The sequence below is a fragment of the Streptomyces sp. P5F9 genome (genome assembly GCF_057961495.1).
The window spans coordinates 1-17,603 of record NZ_JBXVPZ010000195.1 but is presented as its reverse complement, the minus strand read 5'-3'; the positions used below and the strand labels follow the sequence as shown (position 1 = coordinate 17,603).

Here is a 17,603-nt window from a genome sequence, read left to right as displayed (position 1 = left end):
CCTCCGCACCGGACCCCGCCCGCCCCCACCACATCTCCCACGCGCGCGTGCTCGACGTGGACCCGCTGCTCGACGACCCGGAGACCCGGATCGTGGTGTGCTGCGGCTCGGGCGGGGTCGGCAAGACGACCACCGCGGCGGCGCTCGGGCTGCGGGCCGCCGAGCGGGGGCGGCGGGTCGTCGTCCTGACCATCGACCCGGCCCGCAGGCTCGCCCAGTCCATGGGGATCGACTCGCTGAACAACACCCCGAGGCGGGTGAAGGGTGTCGACGGGGACGGCGAACTGCACGCCATGATGCTCGACATGAAGCGCACCTTCGACGAGATCGTCGAGGCGCACGCGGACCGCGAGCGGGCGGCCGCGATCCTGAACAACCCCTTCTACCAGTCGCTTTCGGCGGGCTTCGCGGGCACGCAGGAGTACATGGCGATGGAGAAGCTGGGCCAGTTGCGCGCCCAGCACGACTGGGACCTGATCGTGGTGGACACCCCGCCGTCCCGCTCGGCGCTCGACTTCCTGGACGCGCCGAAACGTCTCGGCTCGTTCCTGGACGGCAAGTTGATCCGGCTGCTGACCGCGCCGGCGAAGCTCGGCGGCCGGGCCGGGATGAAGTTCCTCAACGTCGGCATGTCGATGATGACCGGCACGCTCGGCAAGCTGCTCGGCGGTCAACTGCTCAAGGACATCCAGACGTTCATCGCCGCGATGGACACCACCTTCGGTGGCTTCCGCACGCGCGCGGACGCGACGTACAAGCTGCTCCAGGCGCCCGGGACAGCGTTTCTGGTGGTCGCGGCCCCGGAGCGGGACGCGCTGCGCGAGGCGGCGTACTTCGTGGAACGGCTGGCGGCCGAGGAGATGCCGCTGGCCGGTCTGGTCCTCAACCGGGTCCACGGCAGCGGAGCCGCCCGGCTGTCGGCCGAGCGGGCACTCGCCGCCGCGGAAAATCTTGAAGAGCCCCGCATTGTCGATCAGGTGGGCGGGAAAGCTGGACTTCGTAACTCTCCCGACACGTACGGCAGTTCAGAATCTCCCGCTTCATCGCCCGCCACCGAGGCAGCAGTTCGCGCCGCAGCTCCTGACGAAGGCTCCCCCGCCGACACGGACCAGGAGCGGTCCGCCGCCACGGACGACACCGACGATCAGCCGACCGACGACGAGCGATCAGTCGACCAACTCACCGCAGGCCTGCTCAAGTTGCATGCCGAGCGGATGCGGCTGCTCTCACGTGAGCAGCGCACACGTGATCGCTTCACCGCACGCCACCCGGAGGTGGCCGTCGCCGAAGTGGCCGCGCTGCCCGGCGACGTACACGACCTCGCGGGGCTGCGGGACATCGGGAACCGGCTCGCGGCCGGTCGGCCGGAGCTGCCCGAGACGAAGGTCTGACGCACGCCCCGGGACGCAACTCCCCGGGCGGGTACCCCCGGGGATCGCCCGGGGTCGATCGGCCCCTACGGGACCGGCGTCAGCCCACCGCCGCGTAGTTCTCGTAGATCTCGTCGTCGTCGAGGGGGATGATGCCGACCCCTCGTTCGTACTCGATACGCGCGGTCTCCAGTAGCCGGCGCCATGAAGTGACAGTGGGCCGCCTGCGCAGCAGTGCGCGGCGCTCCCGCTCCGTCATTCCTCCCCACACGCCGAATTCGACGCGGTTGTCGAGCGCATCGGCGAGGCACTCCGTGCGAACCGGACATCCGGTGCACACTGCCTTCGCCCTGTTCTGCGCTGCTCCTTGAACGAACAGTTCATCCGGATCGGTAGTGCGGCAGGCCGCCTGCGCACTCCAGTCGGTAACCCAGCCCATACCGGCGCCGTCCTCTCCCGAATCGAGGCTCCCCCACGGCGGCAGCGGCATATTCACCGCCGCCAGTTGAGGACGTTACGGAAGGTGGGCACAGCGCAACACCCCCTTCGGGCCCAATCTTGAATGGCCCGAACGGACTATGGGTAAGCGGCAGATCACCCGGGGGAGTGAGCTGACGACATGCGTGACTTTCCCGGCAAAGCGGGACAGTTGACATGCGCCACAAGGGGCACCAGGTGACACAGGAGGCGGATTCGGACACGCCTCCGACAAAAAATCCGGGAACGACCGGAACGATTCGGGGTCGCCGGACGTATTGATACGTGACCGCGCTGCTGTGACAGTTGAGAGCAGCTTAGGCCAACGCCTATACACGTGTCCGGCGAATGAGAACGTAGGCTGCCCCCATGCCAAAAAAGCGCTCGGGTGGTGGTCTGTCCCCCCTGCAACAGACCGCCAAGTTCCTCGGTGTCAGTGTGCTCGCCGGTGCCGTGATGGCCGGAATCGCGATGCCCGCGGCCGGCGCGCTGGGACTCGCGGCCAAGGGGTCGGTCCAGGGGTTCGACGACATCCCGGACAGTCTGAAGAGCCCTCAGCTCAGCCAGCGCACCACGATCCTGGACAGCAAGGGCAACCAGATCGCCTCGGTCTACTCCCGTGACCGCACGGTGGTGGAGCTCAAGGACATCTCGCCGTACATGCAGAAGGCGATCGTCGCGATCGAGGACTCGCGCTTCTACCAGCACGGCGCGATCGACCTGAAGGGCGTCCTGCGCGCCCTCAACAAGAACGCGCAGAGCGGCGGGGTCTCCCAGGGCGCCTCGACCCTCACCCAGCAGCTGGTGAAGAACTACTTCGTCGAGGAGGCCGGTGACGACCCGACGAAGGTCGCCGAGGCCACTCAGCAGACGCTCGGCCGCAAGGTCAAGGAGCTGAAGTACGCGATCCAGATCGAAGAGAAGCTCGGCAAGAAGAAGATCCTTGAGAACTACCTGAACATCACCTTCTTCGGAGAGCAGGCCTACGGCGTCGAGGCGGCGTCCGAGCGCTACTTCTCCAAGCACGCCAAGGACCTGAACCTCCAGCAGTCGGCACTCCTCGCGGGCATCGTCCAGTCGCCCACGCGCTACGACCCGATCAACGACGAGGCCGAGGCCAAGAAGCGGCGCAACACCGTGCTGGCCCGCATGGCCGAGGTCGGCGACATCTCCAAGGCGGAGGCCCTGGCGGCCGAGAAGACCGACCTGGGCATGAAGGTCAGCCAGCCGAAGAACGGCTGCATCACCGCGGTCAAGGGCGCCAGCTTCTTCTGCAAGTACGTCGAGAAGGTCTTCCTGAGCGACCCGGTCTTCGGCAAGACCAAGGAGGCCCGGGCGAAGATCTGGAACCAGGGCGGCCTGACGATCCGTACGACGCTGGACCCGCAGGCGCAGGACTCGGTGCAGGCCTCGCTCAAGGACCACATCTACAAGTCGGACTCGGTCGCCGCGGCGGCCACCCTCGTCGAGCCCGGCACCGGCAAGATCCTCGGGATGGGCCAGTCGAAGCCGTACGGCTACGGCAAGAACGAGACCGAGTACAACTACTCGGTCAACGCCGACATGGGCGGCTCGAACTACGGCTTCCCGACCGGTTCGACGTTCAAGCCGTTCGTCGCGGCGGCCGCGCTGGAGCAGGGCCTGCCGGCCACCCAGCAGTACCCGGCGCCGTACTCGATGGACTACCCGAGCCCCGTCTCGACCTGTAGCGGCAAGAACTGGGTCAACACGGACGGCGCGACGGTGGAGAACGAGAGCGAGTCGGAGAAGGGTCCGTACGCGCTGAAGGAGGCGATGGCCAAGTCGGTCAACACCTACTTCGTGCAGATGATCTCCGACATCGGTCTGTGCCCCGTGGTGAACATGACCAACAAGCTCGGGGTCGTGCAGGGCAACGGCGACAAGATCCCCGAGGTCCCGGCCATCGCGCTCGGCTCCAAGGGCCTCTCGCCGCTGACGATGGCCACCGCGTACGCGGCCTTCGCCAACGAGGGCACCTACTGCACCCCGATCGCCATCGAGTCCATCACCCAGAAGGTGGGCAACGAGCAGAAGTCGCTCGCCGTCCCCAAGTCGACCTGCACGCGCGCGATGAGCAAGAAGACCGCCGACACGATCAACACCGTGCTGCGCGGCGTGGTCGACTCCGGCACCGGCCAGGAGGCCGGCCTCACCGACCGCGAGAGCGCCGGCAAGACGGGTACGACGGACTCCCGCAAGAACGCCTGGTTCGTCGGCTACACGCCCCAGCTCGCGGGCGCGGTCTGGGTCGGCAGCGCCAAGCAGAACGTCGAGATGACCAGCATCCGCATCGGCGGCGTCTGGCACGACCAGGTCTACGGCGCCGACACCCCGGGCCCGATCTGGAAGGACGCCATGTCCGGCGCCCTGGAGGGCAAGCAGGTCGAGAACTTCCAGCTCGTCAACATCCCGGACCCCGTCAAGAAGGACAAGGGCAACGACGGCGGCAAGAACAACGACAACGGCGGGGTGACCACCACCGGCACCACCACCGGCACGACCGACGGCGGTACCACCCCGACCCCGACGTTCTCCTTCCCCGACGGCTTCATCCAGGGCACGTCGAACGGCGGGAACAACGGCAACGGGAACGGCGGCAACAGGGGCTAACACCCAGGCTGTCGGCAGCTCTCCTGCTTCTCTTGCTTCTTCCGCTTCTTCGTCTACGACGACGGGGGCGCCCCCGGTGAAAAGGGGCGCCCCCGTCGTCGTAGAGAAGTGTGTTTCTCCGGGTGACCGGTTCCGGTCGATTCGGGTCGTTTCAGGTCGGTTCAACCCGCGAGGAGCTTCTTCACCACGGCGGCGACGCGGCCGCCCTCGGCCAGGCCGGCGACCTTCGGGTTCACGATCTTCATGACGGCACCCATCGCGCGCGGGCCCTCGGCGCCCGCCGCCTTGGCCTCCTCGACGGCCTGGGTGACGATCGCGGTCAGCTCCTCGTCGCCGAGCTGCTTGGGCAGGTACTCGGCGAGGATCTCGCCCTCCGCCGTCTCCTGCGCGGCCGACTCGGGACGACCGCCCTGCGCGAAGGCGTCCGCGGCCTCGCGGCGCTTCTTCGCCTCCTTGGTGATCACCTTGAGGACCTCGTCGTCGGAAAGCTCGCGCTTCTCCTTGCCCGCGACCTCCTGATTGGTGATCGCGGAGAGCGTCAGCCGGAGCGTGGAGGAGCGCAGCTTGTCGTGCGCCTTGATCGCGGCGTTGAGGTCTTCCTGCAGCTTCGCCTTGAGCGTGGTGGTCATGGGTCTGATTCTCGCAGGTGCGTGCGTGCGGCCGCCCGCCGATTTAAGTGACCGCTCAAGCGGCCCCTTAAGCGGCCGCGCCCGACGGGGTGTCAGTGGGGTCTGACACGATGGCGGTATGCGCGCGCGATATGGAGTACCTCTGGGAATTGCGGCGGCCGGTGCCGCCGGTGTGGTCTATGCGGCGGCCTTCGAGGTCCGCTCCTTCCGGCTGCGCCGGGTGACGGTCCCGGTGCTGCCGGCCGGCATGCGCCCGCTCAGAGTCCTCCAGGTCTCCGACATCCACATGGTCGGCGGCCAGCGCAAGAAGCAGCGCTGGCTGTGCTCGCTCGCGGGCCTGCGCCCCGACTTCGTGATCAACACCGGCGACAACCTCTCCGACCCGGAGGGCGTCCCCGAGGTGCTGGACGCGCTCGGCCCGCTGATGGACTTCCCGGGCGCGTACGTCTTCGGCTCGAACGACTACTACGGCCCCACACCCCGTAACCCCGCCCGGTACTTGTTCGAGAAGACCGCGGGCCGCCACGGTCTGAACGGCAACCCGCCCGTCGTAGGCGCCGTCCACAACCCGTGGGAGGACCTGCGGGACGGTTTCGACGCGGCGGGCTGGCTGAACCTGACGAACACGCGGGGGACGCTGAAACTCGACGGCGCGTCGGTGGAGTTGACCGGCCTGGACGACCCCCACATCAAACGCGACCGCTACGCGCGCGTGGCCGGCGGCCCGTCCGACGACGCCGACTTCTCGATGGCCGTGGTGCACGCGCCGTATCTCCGGGCCCTGGACGCGTTCACGGCGGACGGCTACCCCCTGATTCTCGGCGGCCACACGCACGGCGGCCAGCTCTGCATCCCCTTCTACGGCGCCCTGGTCACGAACTGCGACCTGGACACGGACCGGGTGAAGGGGCTGTCCCGGCACTCGGCGGAGGGGCGCACGTCGTATCTGCACGTGTCGGCGGGGTGCGGGACCAGTCGGTACACGCCGGTGCGGTTTGCCTGTCCGCCGGAGGCCACGTTGTTGACGTTGGTGGGGCGGGAGTAGGGGACGGGTACCGGAGGTTGCTGCGGGGGTCGTCGTGGAGTCGCGGTCGCTGGGGTAGCTCGTCCAGCCCACCCGTGACGTTGGTGGCGTCGGAGTATGAGACAGGTACTGGGGGCTGCTGCGGGGGTCCTCGTCGAGTCACGGTCGCTCGGGCAGTTCGTCCAGCCCACCCGTGACGTTGGTGGGGCGGCGGTAGGAGACGGGACCGGGGCTGCGTGCGGCCCTCATGGAGTCGCGGTCGCTGGGGTAGCCCGTCCAGCCCACCCGTATCGCCCCTTTCGTCCCCGCTGCCTAGCGTGAGGGCATGACCGCCCCGATACCCAGGGACATCCCGGACCTCCCCGCGGTACCCGGCATGCCCGCGCTGCTCGCCTCACCCGTTCCCGCCACCGCGGTGGTGGCCCCGTACCGTCGCCCGCTGACGGCTGCGTACCGACTGCTGGTCGCGCTCGTGGCGGCAGCGGCGGTGACCGTCGACCTGTTCCTCGGCAGCCCGATCCGGGTGCTGACGTACTTCACGATCCAGAGCAACATCCTGCTGGCCCTGGTCATGATCGCCACGGCCCGCCGCGCCTGGACGGCCCGCCGCCCCCTCTCCCCCCTGGTCACGGGCGCGGCACTGCTCTACATCACGATCACCGGCCTGGTGTACCACCTGATCCTGGCGCACGCGTCGAGCCCGTTCGCGATGACGGGCGGCACCCTCAGCGGCTGGCAGGCGGTGACGAACCAGGTCCTGCACACGGTGATACCGATCGCGGCGGTGATCGACTGGCTGTTCCTGATCGCCCCCGGCCGGCTGCATCTGCGGATGGCGGCGACGTGGCTGCTGTACCCGATGACGTACCTTGCGGTGTCGTTGGGCCGGGGCGAGCTGATCCTCCCCGGCACACCGGGCCGCTACCTCTACTCGTTCCTCGACGTGGAACGGCACGGCTACAAGAGCGTCCTGGGCAACGCCCTCCTCCTCGGCCTCGCCTTCTACGCCCTCTCCGTCCTCCTCGTGGCCCTCGACCACGCCCGCCCCAACCCGATCCGCCACCGCGCCAAAACCGGATTTCGTCTCCGGCCACCGGTGGGCTAAAGTAAACGACGTCGCCGCGATGAGCAGCAACACTGGCAAGACGAGTGGCGACATCGGGGTGTAGCGCAGCTTGGCAGCGCGCTTCGTTCGGGACGAAGAGGTCGTGGGTTCAAATCCCGCCACCCCGACAGTAAAACGCCAGGTCAGGTCCGGTGCTGAGAGATCAGCGCCGGGCCTGATTTGCGTTGCGGGCCCATTTTGGGAGCCATTTGGGAGCCGACTTCGGGAAGCGGCTCTCCGGTGGCTCCCAGCGAGGGGCATTCCGCCTTCGAGCGTGCCCGTGCGCCGCGTGTGCCTCGGGACAGAGCTATCCCCACGGCTTGTGCGGAGGAGCCCACAGGCGATACGACGATCGCCATGCACCCTTGGTCTCCGATAAACGACCGGCAGCTCGCATGACAGGCCACGAGGAAACCGGCAGCGCCCTCATCACAGCCGGATCCCTGGGACGAGGCGTCAACACCCGGAAGTAGGGCGGGGTCGCGGCGCGGGCCGCTGCTGCCGGACGCACCCCGTCCGGCAGCCGTGGCCGGCCTCCGTGGAAATACGCGGGGTGTCTTCGACCAGACAGGACGCCAGCCCGCTCGCAGGCGCCACGGCTTCGGGTCGGAACGCCGGGCCGTGGCTGAGTTCGCCGGCCGCCGTCTCGCCGAAGGACCGAACCAGAAGCCGGTGCCTTGAGCTTGAGGCGCGTGCGAACGCGGTTGCCCCGTCGACGCCTGCGTGCTGGGAGAGTCGGTCCACGTGGTGTGGGACCACCGACTCCGTCTCCGTCAGCTCGCGCCGCCCCACACCGCTTCCAGGTCCCGGCAGCGGACCATGATGCTCGCGTCGGTCAGCGCGATCTCGTGTGTGCAGCCGTTGTCCTCGTCCGGAAGGATTTCGTCGAGGAGGACGGCGTCGACCAGCATCCAGTCGATGGAGTGTTCGTAGTCGACGGAGAAGTGCGTCACGCCCGAGTAGGTGATGCGCAGGCCGGAGTCGTGCTTGAACTTGTTGGGTGCGAAGTCCAGGACCAGGCCGCCGCTCTTATCGGTGGCGAGGTGGATCCCGGCCAGTTCCAGATCCTTGACACAGCGGGTCGCGCCCGCGATGTCGTAGTGGCCGGGGTCGGTGGCGAAGGACCGGGCGCCTGGGGGCAGGTCGGCGCGCAGACGCGGCAGGTCGGCAAGATAGGCCCCGGGATCCACGAGGAACCCTCCGTCGTCCCAGACGGCCGTGACGTACTTCATTTGCATCCTTCCGCGGCGAGAGGCGGTCGCCTCCATTTGTCGTCGGTGATGTCCTCGGTCCCCTTGGGAGCGATGCGGCCGACCTTTCGCAGCTCGTAGATCATCCGTCCCTTGATGGCGTTCTCGACGCCGGGCGGGACCTCGACTTCCGAAGCCTTGATGCCATGTTTGTTGAACCAGCCCTGGCTGTTGTACAGCCCGACTTCGCGCATGGACTTGTCGTAGACGTGGATCTCCACGTCTCTTCCCTTGTTGCCCACCGGGAAGATGTCACGCCGGCCCGTGTATCCCTGCCCGAAGTCCAGTGGGTTCTTCGGCCCCGACGGCCCCTTCCCGGCAAGCCCGAGGGGGTCGGTCCAGGCCAGTGGGTTCGGAACGTAGGCGTGGTGATCGGGTGCGGGGACGAGACCCAGCGGGTCAGCGCTGATGTACCGCGCCGTCTCCGGGTCGTAGTACCGGTGAAGGTTGTAGTGCAGGCCCGACTCGGGATCGGCGTACTGGCCCGGAAAGCGCAAGGGACAGTCCACCGGCGACGCGTCCTCCCCCGGAGCCGGGAGACGAGTGCCCCACAGGCTGGTACGGCGCTGCCAGACCAGATCTCCCGCTGTGTCCACCAGTTCCGTGGGCGTGCCCACCGCGTCGGTGACGACGGCATACAGCCGGGCCCTGTGCTCAGGAACCGATTCCTCCGCCAGCTGCGCCAGGAATGAGGTGTTGCCTGTTGACGCGGTCGGTCTGTGGCTTATCTGGGCCACCGGGTGAGGATCGTCAGTCGCGTAGTCCCAGGTGGTGACCCAGCCGTCCGGCGTGGTCTGCTCGGCCAGGCACAGGTCGTCCCAGACGAAGTCCGTACGGTCGGCCACGGAACCGTCGTCGGCCACCCGGTGCTTGGAGACGCGCCGGCCGAACGGATCGTACGCGTAGTGCCAATGGCTGCCGTCCGGAGCGACCAGGTCCGTGAGACGGTCCTCGGCGTTCCACGCGTAGCTCCAGACACGGGTCTGGCCGTTCAGGAGCTTGCGGGTCCTGCGGACGAGGCGGCCTTCGGCGTCGTACTCGTACGAGGTGCGACCGGCCGAGCGGACGAGCGTGCCGTCGAAGCGGCGTTCACCGCCTGCTTCTTGGTCCGGCGACGTGGCGTGCACGAGGTTGCCCGCCGGGTCGTACGCGTAACGTTCCGTCCAGCCGTGGGCGCGGACGCCGCTGACGCGGCCCATGCCGTCCAGGTCGAAGCGGCGGGTGCCCGACGTCAGTTCCCGGATCTCGGTCACACAGCCGTCGGCCTGGTGGGCGTAGGTGCGGTGTTGGAGGAGGCGGTCCGCGCCGGACACCAGGGAGGCGGAGGTCGCGGTCAGAGTCTGCGCGGTCAGCAGCCCCACCGCGCTCCAGCTCTGGTTCAGCGTCACCTCCGCGCCGATGTGGCGCTCTGTCTCGCGGCCCGCGGCGTCGTGGACGAAATCCAGCGTGCCCGCGCGCGAGCGCAGGGTGAGAGGGTGCCCGGCCGGGTCGTACGTCCACTCCGAGACCAGCCCGGACGGCGTCACCCGGCGGGTGCGGAGCCCGAGGGCATCGTGGACATGTGTGGTCGTGCCGCCGTTCACGGTCTCCGTCAGGACCCGGCCGAACGCGTCACGCGTCAGCACGACTTCGGTGTCCGCGTTGGCCGCGCGGCACAGACCGCCGTCGGGACCGTAGCCGAACGTGGTGACGTCACCCGCGTCCGAGCGTTGCTCCACGACCCGCCCGAGCGCGTCCCGCGTGAAACTCAGGGTCTCTCCGGCGCCGTTGGCGCGTGACCGCAGACCACCGGCGGCGTCGTGCGTGTACCTGAGGGTGCGGCCGTTGAAGTCGGTCTCCGTGGCCAGGCGGCCGGCCTCGTCGTAGGTGTACGACCAGGCCAGACCCAGTGGGTTCGTGACGGATGCGAGGCGGAGTTCGCTGTCGTAGGCGAATGCGTACTGTGCGCCGTCCGGGTCCGTGCGGGAGGCCGGGGCGCCGAAGTGGGTCGCTGTGTGGCGAGTGGTGTGGCCGGCGGGATTCGTGTGGGTGAGCAGGTTGCCCTCGGCGTCCCACGTCCACGACTCGCGTGTGCCATCGGGGTGTTCGCGCCAGGAGGGCCTGCCCTCGATGGTCCAGCCCATGCGGGTGGTGTGGTCCAGAGGGTCGGTCGTTTCGACGATTCGGCCGAACGCGTCACGGCGGACCGTGGTCGTGTGGCCCAGTTCGTCAGTCAGGGTGAGGGGCAGGCCCGCCGCGTCGTAGGCCACCGTGCGGGTGTGGCCGAGAGCGTTCGTGATCGCCGTCGGGCGGCCTTCCGCGTCGCAGGTGTATCGGGTCTGCGCGCCGACCGGGTCGACCGTCGTCAGCAGGTTGCCCCGCTCGTCGTACGCGTGTCGCCAGACCGCTCCACCGGGCTCGACGAGTTCCGTGGGCAGGCCGAGCGCGTTGTACGCGGCCCGCGCCAACGCCCCGTCGGGCAGGGTGAGTTCGGTGAGGTTGCCCGTCTCGTCGTAGCGGTATCGGGTGGTGTGGCCGAGCGGGTCGATGACCGTGAGGGGTTGGCAGCCGTACTCGTCCCACTGGGTGCGGGTGACGTTGCCGAGCGGGTCGGTCTCCTCCTCGACCAGGCCCTCCGCGTTGTGGCGGTGCGTGGAGACGCGGCCCTGCGAATCGGTGTACGTCGTCGTGCGCGTCGAGTCGTCGTACGTCAGCGTCCCGGACAGGATGCCGTCGACACCCTCGGTGCGGACGACCCGGCCGCGCTCGTCGTAGACGTAGCCGAACCAAGTGCCGTTCCGGTCGGTCCACTTGGTGACCCGGCCCTCGGCGTCGTACGCGAACCGCAGTGGTTCCCCACTGGAGTTGACGACCTCCGTGAGGTTGCCGGCGCCGTCGTAGCCGTAGCGCATGACGACGGTGCCCGCGTCCGGCACGTTCCGTGTGTAGCGGGACGGGGGTTCGTCGAGCAGGCGCAGGGCGGTGATGCGGGGGCCGGTCGTGTCGACGGCGACGTAGTAGCCGCCGGAGTGGCGGAGGCCGAACGGGACGCCCTCGTCGTCGCGTTCGACGTCGACACGGTTGCCGTTGCGGTCGCTCCAGGAGTCCAACGCCAGGTGGAAGACGCCGAAGGTCGGGGAGGGGACGGGGGCGGCGAAGGTGCGGACGACGCCTGTCGCCGGGTCGGTGACCGTCATCGCGCTGTCGGGCTTGCCGTCCCATTCCAGGGGCCAGCGGACGCCCTTGACGGGCATGGTCGGGACGCCCGGTTCCGGGACCGGGTAGACGAGGCGCATGCCGTCCGCCGCTGCGAACACCACGCCCTCGCCGTCGATCTGGAGGCACTCGTCCAGGGTGGATATCCAGGTCGGACCGAAGCAGACCCCACCCCGGTACGAGGACAGGTGGGTGCGCGTGAACTCCAGCGGCAGGCTCCCCGGCAGCGCCAGATCGGTCTGCGTCATCAGCATCGCGCCCGTCGCCACGTCGATCGGCTCGCCGACGCAGGGGGTGCGCTCGGCGTTGCGGGCGGCCGGGCCCAGCTCCACCAGGTCGGGGCGGAGCGAGGGCGGCCGTAGCAACAGGGGTGTCGTGTCGCTGAACGCGCCCTCGATGCCAGCCTTGACGACCCCGCCGCCCGCGCCGAGCGCACCGCCGAAGATCATGCCGTCCTTGGCCGCCTGGTTGACCTCGTCGAGACTGAAGCCCTGCTGCAGACCGGTCGCCATCTTCAGCGGCTGGGCCACGGCCAGGTCGACGGTCACCGACTCGATCCCGCCGAAGGCCGCGGCAACCAGGGTGCCCGCGGCGATCTCGGCGATCGTCGTGGAGACCGCGACACCGAGACCCGCGCCGAACTCGATGACCAGGTCGGCCGCCGCGACCGCCGCGCCGGAGGCCAGGCCCGCGGTGAAGAACGCCAGCGCCACCCCGCCCGCGATCACGGCCGCGTCGATGCCGATCTGCGTCCACAGCTTGTTGATGGCGTCGTCGATGGCGTCGGCGAACTTGTCGAGCGCCGTGGCCATTTGGCGCCCGGAGCCGGCCAGGTCGCTCAGCCAGCCGCCGTCCTTGTCCTTGGCGTAGCGGTCCCAGAACTTCCCGAACGCCTCGATCGATTCACCGGTGTTGTTGTGGATGATCGACGACGCGCTCTGATTGACCGGGCCCCGCACATCGTCCACGGCATCCGCGAAGGTGCGCCAGGCCGTCGCCGCCGACCGCAGCTTCCCCGAGTCGGCCTCCGGCCACCACAGGCCCAGATGCAGCAGGATCTTCCGGGCCTCGTCCTCAACGCTCACCGGCACCGTCCGACTTCGTGACCTTCACTTCGGTGAACATCCCGGCGATCAACTCGTCGTTGTCGACATGACCGTCCGCCAGGTCGGCCATCGCCTCGTGAATGCTCGTCAGACCGAGCACCAGCGTGCCCGCCGCGCTCTCGATCTTCTTCTGCAGCGGCTTGTAGGAGTCACCGAACTCCTTGCCCTGCTTGTCGTTCCCCCAGGGCTCGCCCAGCCCGTCGAGGGACTTCACCAGCGCGGTCAGCGCCTTGCCCAGATCGACGGCGGCCGTCTGGAAGTCCGGTGCCGCCCGTTTGATATCGGCGGTCTTGATGTCGAGGACCTTGGCCGGGTCCTTGCCGTCGCCCATCGACGCCTCCCCCGTTCGCAACTGCGGCCTTCGACCCTAGGGGAGACAGGTCAAGAGATGGCCATACGGAAGGCACGTGAAGGTAATGCGGCGTCGGTGGAAATACTCGCCACCGAGGGCGAGTTCATCGCCTTCGGCCAACTGAGAGACAGCGTCTGTCTCTTGGTGGCCGTGTCTGGCGACATGGCCGGGCGGGCCGGTAACGCCTTGCCCTCCACCATCGCAAGCATGGTCGAGGAGACCCAGGCGATTGCCGGTTCCGTGTAGGCCGACCGCAGTCTGCGCAGACAGACACTCGGGATGCGCGAACGAGCGAGCTTGGGTCGCCGCAGCCGTCTGTCCAGCAAACCGGACGGGCCCTGCCGGAGATCACCGCTGCCTGTCCCTTGGCGATGCCGCGTGCGACTGACGTACGGCGAGAAGTCGTAGGCGTGCGTGCCGTCGCCCTTGGGAATGGTGTCGACCGACCTGGTGGTGGCACGTCTTCACATGGCCGAGGGGTCGCCGTGGCCCGCTCTCCCTTGACGAGCCTGCCGGTCCGCCCAGTGCCCTCATCCCAGAGCGGGCAGGCTGGGCCTCAGCGAAGCTGACGTTGGTCACAGCTCATGGACGAACCGCGTACGCCGTGCGAGTCCCGTGGCGCCGCTGACGGCCTGGGCTACGAGGCGAGGTAGGTCATTCCTCTAGGAATCGCGTGTGCGCCACGGACGCGAGGGCTGCCGCGCCCTTGCCGTTTCCGCGGGCGAGGGCGGCTCGCGCCCTGCCGGACAGGTCATGGGCAACTTCTGCTGCGCTGAGGCAGGTTGCGTCAGTCACGCCGGAGGAAACGCGGCACCGAGGGGTCGGGAAACTGCCAAGTTGCCGAGCCATGTAGGGAGATGACCGCATAGAAAGCCGTTCACATGATCCCACCAGAGAAGATGCGGCACTCTGGACAGAGAGCAGCCAGCACGGCTCGCGCTCGTGTTCACTCCCGTGCGCCTCCCCTAACACCCCTCTGGGCGACAGGTCGCGAGTATCCAATCAGGGTCCGTACCAACACCCCTTCGAATGAGGGTGACTTGGCGGACAGCAGGGTGAAGCCGATTCGGCAGCGGAAAGTTTCTTATCAAGGGCCTCACGAGCCTGCCCACGCCCTTTCGCATGCGCGGATCATTGTTCGACGAGGTGCCACTACGATCGCCGTTCATGGACTGGTTGGAGCGCACCGCGAAGCTGAGGCAGTGGACCAGAAGCGGGACCCGCGCTCCGCACAAGCCGCTGCTGTTCCTGTACGCGCTCGGCCGGTTCCAGCAGGATGCCGACGGCGAACTGCGGTACAGCATGGTGGAGAACGACCTCAGGCAGCTGCTGGCCGAGTACGGCCCACCCAACAGGACAACACCCGCCTACCCCTTTCACCATCTGGTGAGCGATGGCGTCTGGGAAGTGCGTACCGACCGCGGTCTGGGCAGTCCCGGCAGCGGCGTGCAGGAGCTGCGGGCCGTCGGAGCCGCAGGGCGATTGGCACCAGAACTGCAGGCGGCGCTGCGGCGCGAGCCGTCGCTGCTCGGCCGGATAGCACGAGTCCTGCTCGATCTGAACTTCCCTCCCTCTCTCCACGGCGAACTGTGCGAAGCCGTCGGCCTGGAACTGGAGGCGGCTGAGGCCGAACAGCTCCCGGCCGCGCGGAAACGGCGGGACCCGCGGATGCGCGAGCAGGTCCTGACGGCCTATGAGTACCGGTGCGCCTTCTGCGGCTACGACGGCAGGATCGGCGCGGTACCGGTCGGGCTGGAGGCCGCGCACGTGCGCTGGTGGGCGTTCGACGGCCCCGACGACGTCGACAACGGACTGTGCCTGTGCTCGCTGCACCACAAGCTCTTCGACAAGGGAGTCCTCGGGATCGGCGACGAGCACCACATCCTGGTCTCACAGCGCTTCGTCGGCCACAGTCCCGCCGCCCGCGAGCACGTCACAGCGCTCGCCGGCCGCCCACTCATCGGTCCCCAACCGGGTGCCCGCCCCGTGGTGGCGGCCTACCGTTCCTGGCACACCAGCCAGGTCTTCCACGGCAGCCCACGCCCCGCCACGGCCGCCTGATCGCCGAATGGTCGGTCACGGGACTTACTGGTAAGCAGAGCGATACCAGAAGTATGGTCTCTTGTATGGCGACAAAAAAGGTAACGGTGACGATTCCCGAGGATCTCCTTGACGAGATCCGCGCGGACGCGGCAGAGCGGGGCCTGTCGGCGTACGTCGCCGAGGCGCTGCGCTCCAAGCGCGACCGGGACCGGCTCCTGGAGCTGGTCGACTGGCTGCAGGAAGAACACGGCCCCGTCACTGAGGACGAGCATGCGGCAGCCCTCGACGAGCTGGCGGAACTCGACACCGAACACCGGCGGCGCCGCGCCACCGGACAGCACAACGCCGGAGAAGCTGCGTGAGGAAACGCGCCGCTGAGCACCAACAGCGACCGCTCCGCGTCTTCGTACTGGACTGCGAAGCCCTGTCCCTGGTTGTACGCGGCGACCGGAAGATGATCGCCTGGCTCGACCTCGCCGCGCGAGGGGAGGCCGAGGTGGTGACGTCCCCGATGACACTCGTCGAGGCATACGACGGGAGGACGACCGAACAGCGCTGGGACTGGGTACTCTCCCGGCTCCAGGTCGTCGACATCGGGAAGGACGAGGCCCGCCAGGCACGCCGGCTCCTGGCCGACGCCAAGCTGCATGGTCACAAGTACGCGATCGACGCCGTACTCGCCGTCATCGCGCGACAGCAGAAGGGGCAGGTCACCGTCTTCACCTCGGACGTCGACGACCTGGAGAAGCTGGTGCCGGACACGATCGTCGTCAAGAAGGTGTGACACCGGCATGGGGCCGTCGCTGCCCACCGAAGTTCTCCTGGGAGCCGTTGGGGAGCCAATCCGCTCCCCGAACGCCCGCGACACCACCCCGGACCGATCCACACCCACCACCTGAACTGGGAAAACGTCAACGACGAAGAAGTCGTGGGATCAGATCCCGCGACCCCGACAGCCAGACAGCAGTGTCAGACGGCCGGTACTGATTCCAGTACCGGCCCTCTGGCGTTCTGGGCGCCCCCATCCCCGGTGCTCAGTACGTCAGCGCGTCCTGCGCGTCCGTCAGCCAGTAGGTCACCTTCAGGGAGTCGTCCACGTATACGCCCTTTGCCTGCAGGGGCGGGGTCGCCGCCGGGCTGATGCTGTTGTTGTCGCGGTCGAAGAAGTAGACGGAGAGGGACTTGGCGGTGCGGCCGTTGGTGCCGGTGCCGTTGTCTCCGCCGGAGAGGGCCACGCCGGCGTAGCCCGACTGGCCCGGGGTGAGGGTGGTCACCGCCTGGGGCTGGGAGTCCTTCATGACCGGCGGTACGGACTGGGCGTCGTCGAAGTTGACGGCCGGGTAGTAGTAGAGGTCGCAGGTCTTGGAACCGGTGTTGGTGACGGTGAGCAGCATGTGGTTGATGGGGCGCGAGACCGTCTGAGCCGTCACCTTGGTGTTGGCGCCGTTGCACGGGACGCTGCCGCTCGTGGAGGTGCCGGAGCTGGAGCCGGAGCCAGAGCCCCCACTCGTCTTACCTCCACCCGAGCCAGTGCTGTTGCTCGTCCCACTGCTGTTGCCTGTCCCGCTGCTGTTGCCCGTCGAGGAGCCACCCGACGTGGACCCGGTCGACCCCGTGGACCCGGTCGACCCACTGGTCTGTCCCGCCCCGCCCGTCTTCGTCCCGGACGGTGCCGACGTCGCCACCGTGGATGAGGTCGGGTTGGCCGCGCCCTCGTCCTGTACTCCCAGCTTGTCGTTGCAGGCCGTGAGGGAGAGCGCGGCGAGTGCGACCGTGGTGGCGGCGAAGAGGCGGGTGCGGGGACGGGCGGTGAACGCGGACATGGCTGTTGTGCCTTTCGGAAGGAGGGAAGTGGCCGCCGCCCAACCGGTCGGCGGGCGGCGTGCTTTGATGACCGCAGCTTGTGCCGCTTTCCGTCCCACCCGCTACGGCAGCCGGGATCTACGGGAACCTGGAACGTTCGCACCGGCTCTTACCTGGGGGAACAGTGACTCCCTGGAACGCTCGACTGGAATGGGGGCAGGGTGGCAGGGCCTGAGGAGACCGCCGATTTCGCGGCGCTGATACGGGAGCTCAAGGACCGGTCGGGGCTGAGCTACGGCGTGCTCGCGAAGCGGCTGCACATGAGTACGTCGACGTTGCACCGGTACTGCAACGGCGATGCCGTCCCCACCGAGTACGCCCCCGTCGAGCGGTTCGCCCGGCTCTGCAAGGCGACCCCGGACGAGCTCGTCGAGGCCCACCGGCGGTGGATCCTGGCCGACGGGGCACGCCAGCGGGAGCGGAAGGCTGCCGCCGGGACTGCCTCAGCCGCAACCCCGGCCGCCACGGCTACCCCGGCCGCCACGGCAACTGCGGCAACTGCGGCAACTGCGGCAACTGCGGAGCCGGGCACGAACACCCCCGCGTCCACTCCCACCC

15 protein-coding genes and 1 tRNA gene are annotated in these 17,603 nt (G+C 68.4%); 10 read left to right on the top strand and 6 right to left on the bottom strand.

Annotated elements, in window-relative coordinates:
* Positions 1-32 precede the first annotated feature (32 nt).
* A complete protein-coding gene (bagB, locus tag AC31A1_RS27645; protein ID WP_489655929.1) occupies positions 33-1,391 on the top strand; it encodes an ATPase BagB in 1,359 nt (452 codons plus the stop codon).
* A 79-nt stretch (positions 1,392-1,470) separates the two neighbouring features.
* Here bagB and wblA read toward each other — a convergent pair whose 3' ends face one another.
* Positions 1,471-1,809, bottom strand: a complete 339-nt coding sequence (gene wblA, locus AC31A1_RS27640) for a transcriptional regulator WblA (protein WP_019063745.1) — start codon at positions 1,807-1,809, stop codon at positions 1,471-1,473.
* A gap of 407 nt (positions 1,810-2,216) precedes the next feature.
* On the opposite strand from wblA, the gene AC31A1_RS27635 reads away from it, so the two are divergent.
* The gene (locus tag AC31A1_RS27635; protein WP_489655928.1) at positions 2,217-4,478 is read left to right on the top strand and encodes a transglycosylase domain-containing protein; all 2,262 of its coding nucleotides are present in this window, start codon (positions 2,217-2,219) and stop codon (positions 4,476-4,478) included.
* Between the two features lie 161 nt (positions 4,479-4,639).
* On the opposite strand, the gene AC31A1_RS27630 is transcribed toward AC31A1_RS27635, so the two are convergent.
* Positions 4,640-5,107 (bottom strand): GatB/YqeY domain-containing protein, encoded by a 468-nt coding sequence (locus AC31A1_RS27630; RefSeq protein ID WP_393751198.1) that lies wholly within the window; start codon positions 5,105-5,107, stop codon positions 4,640-4,642.
* 118 nt (positions 5,108-5,225) lie between these two features.
* Here AC31A1_RS27630 and AC31A1_RS27625 point away from each other — a divergent pair, with 118 nt between their 5' ends.
* From AC31A1_RS27625 to AC31A1_RS27615, 3 genes are all read left to right on the top strand, one after another.
* Positions 5,226-6,152, top strand: a complete 927-nt coding sequence (locus tag AC31A1_RS27625) for a metallophosphoesterase (RefSeq protein WP_489655927.1) — start codon at positions 5,226-5,228, stop codon at positions 6,150-6,152.
* Between the two features lie 304 nt (positions 6,153-6,456).
* Positions 6,457-7,236, top strand: a complete 780-nt coding sequence (locus AC31A1_RS27620) for a Pr6Pr family membrane protein (protein WP_489655926.1) — start codon at positions 6,457-6,459, stop codon at positions 7,234-7,236.
* Between the two features lie 54 nt (positions 7,237-7,290).
* Positions 7,291-7,364 (top strand) — tRNA-Pro (locus AC31A1_RS27615).
* Positions 7,365-8,009: 645 nt separating this feature from the next.
* On the opposite strand, the gene AC31A1_RS27610 is transcribed toward AC31A1_RS27615, so the two are convergent.
* From AC31A1_RS27610 to AC31A1_RS27600, 3 genes are read right to left on the bottom strand one after another with little or no spacing between them, the layout of a single operon-like run.
* The gene (locus AC31A1_RS27610) at positions 8,010-8,468 is read right to left on the bottom strand and encodes a hypothetical protein (RefSeq protein ID WP_489655925.1); all 459 of its coding nucleotides are present in this window, start codon (positions 8,466-8,468) and stop codon (positions 8,010-8,012) included.
* Complete coding sequence (locus AC31A1_RS27605) at positions 8,465-12,772, bottom strand: DUF6531 domain-containing protein (RefSeq protein ID WP_489655924.1); 4,308 nt, start codon at positions 12,770-12,772, stop codon at positions 8,465-8,467. Before AC31A1_RS27605 ends, AC31A1_RS27610 begins: the two co-directional genes overlap by 4 nt.
* Positions 12,756-13,118 (bottom strand): hypothetical protein, encoded by a 363-nt coding sequence (locus AC31A1_RS27600; RefSeq protein WP_489655923.1) that lies wholly within the window; start codon positions 13,116-13,118, stop codon positions 12,756-12,758. The genes AC31A1_RS27605 and AC31A1_RS27600 overlap by 17 nt, the downstream gene beginning before the upstream one ends.
* A gap of 57 nt (positions 13,119-13,175) precedes the next feature.
* Here AC31A1_RS27600 and AC31A1_RS27595 point away from each other — a divergent pair, with 57 nt between their 5' ends.
* The 4 genes from AC31A1_RS27595 (at position 13,176) to AC31A1_RS27580 (ending at position 15,966) form a co-directional block, all read left to right on the top strand.
* Positions 13,176-13,385 (top strand): hypothetical protein, encoded by a 210-nt coding sequence (locus AC31A1_RS27595; protein WP_489655922.1) that lies wholly within the window; start codon positions 13,176-13,178, stop codon positions 13,383-13,385.
* Between the two features lie 921 nt (positions 13,386-14,306).
* Positions 14,307-15,200: a phosphorothioated DNA-binding restriction endonuclease gene (locus AC31A1_RS27590; protein ID WP_489655921.1), complete on the top strand. Its 894-nt coding sequence runs from the start codon at positions 14,307-14,309 to the stop codon at positions 15,198-15,200.
* Positions 15,201-15,265: 65 nt separating this feature from the next.
* On the top strand, positions 15,266-15,544 hold the full coding sequence (locus tag AC31A1_RS27585) for a ribbon-helix-helix domain-containing protein (RefSeq protein ID WP_489655920.1): 279 nt from the start codon (positions 15,266-15,268) through the stop codon (positions 15,542-15,544).
* On the top strand, positions 15,541-15,966 hold the full coding sequence (locus AC31A1_RS27580) for a PIN domain-containing protein (RefSeq protein ID WP_489655919.1): 426 nt from the start codon (positions 15,541-15,543) through the stop codon (positions 15,964-15,966). The genes AC31A1_RS27585 and AC31A1_RS27580 overlap by 4 nt, the downstream gene beginning before the upstream one ends.
* Positions 15,967-16,216: 250 nt before the next feature.
* Here the strand turns inward: AC31A1_RS27580 and AC31A1_RS27575 are convergent, their stop codons facing one another.
* Positions 16,217-17,005, bottom strand: a complete 789-nt coding sequence (locus AC31A1_RS27575) for a DUF4232 domain-containing protein (protein WP_489655918.1) — start codon at positions 17,003-17,005, stop codon at positions 16,217-16,219.
* A 201-nt stretch (positions 17,006-17,206) separates the two neighbouring features.
* On the opposite strand from AC31A1_RS27575, the gene AC31A1_RS27570 reads away from it, so the two are divergent.
* The coding region (locus AC31A1_RS27570) for a helix-turn-helix domain-containing protein (protein WP_489655917.1) at positions 17,207-17,603 on the top strand (397 nt) is incomplete at its 3' end.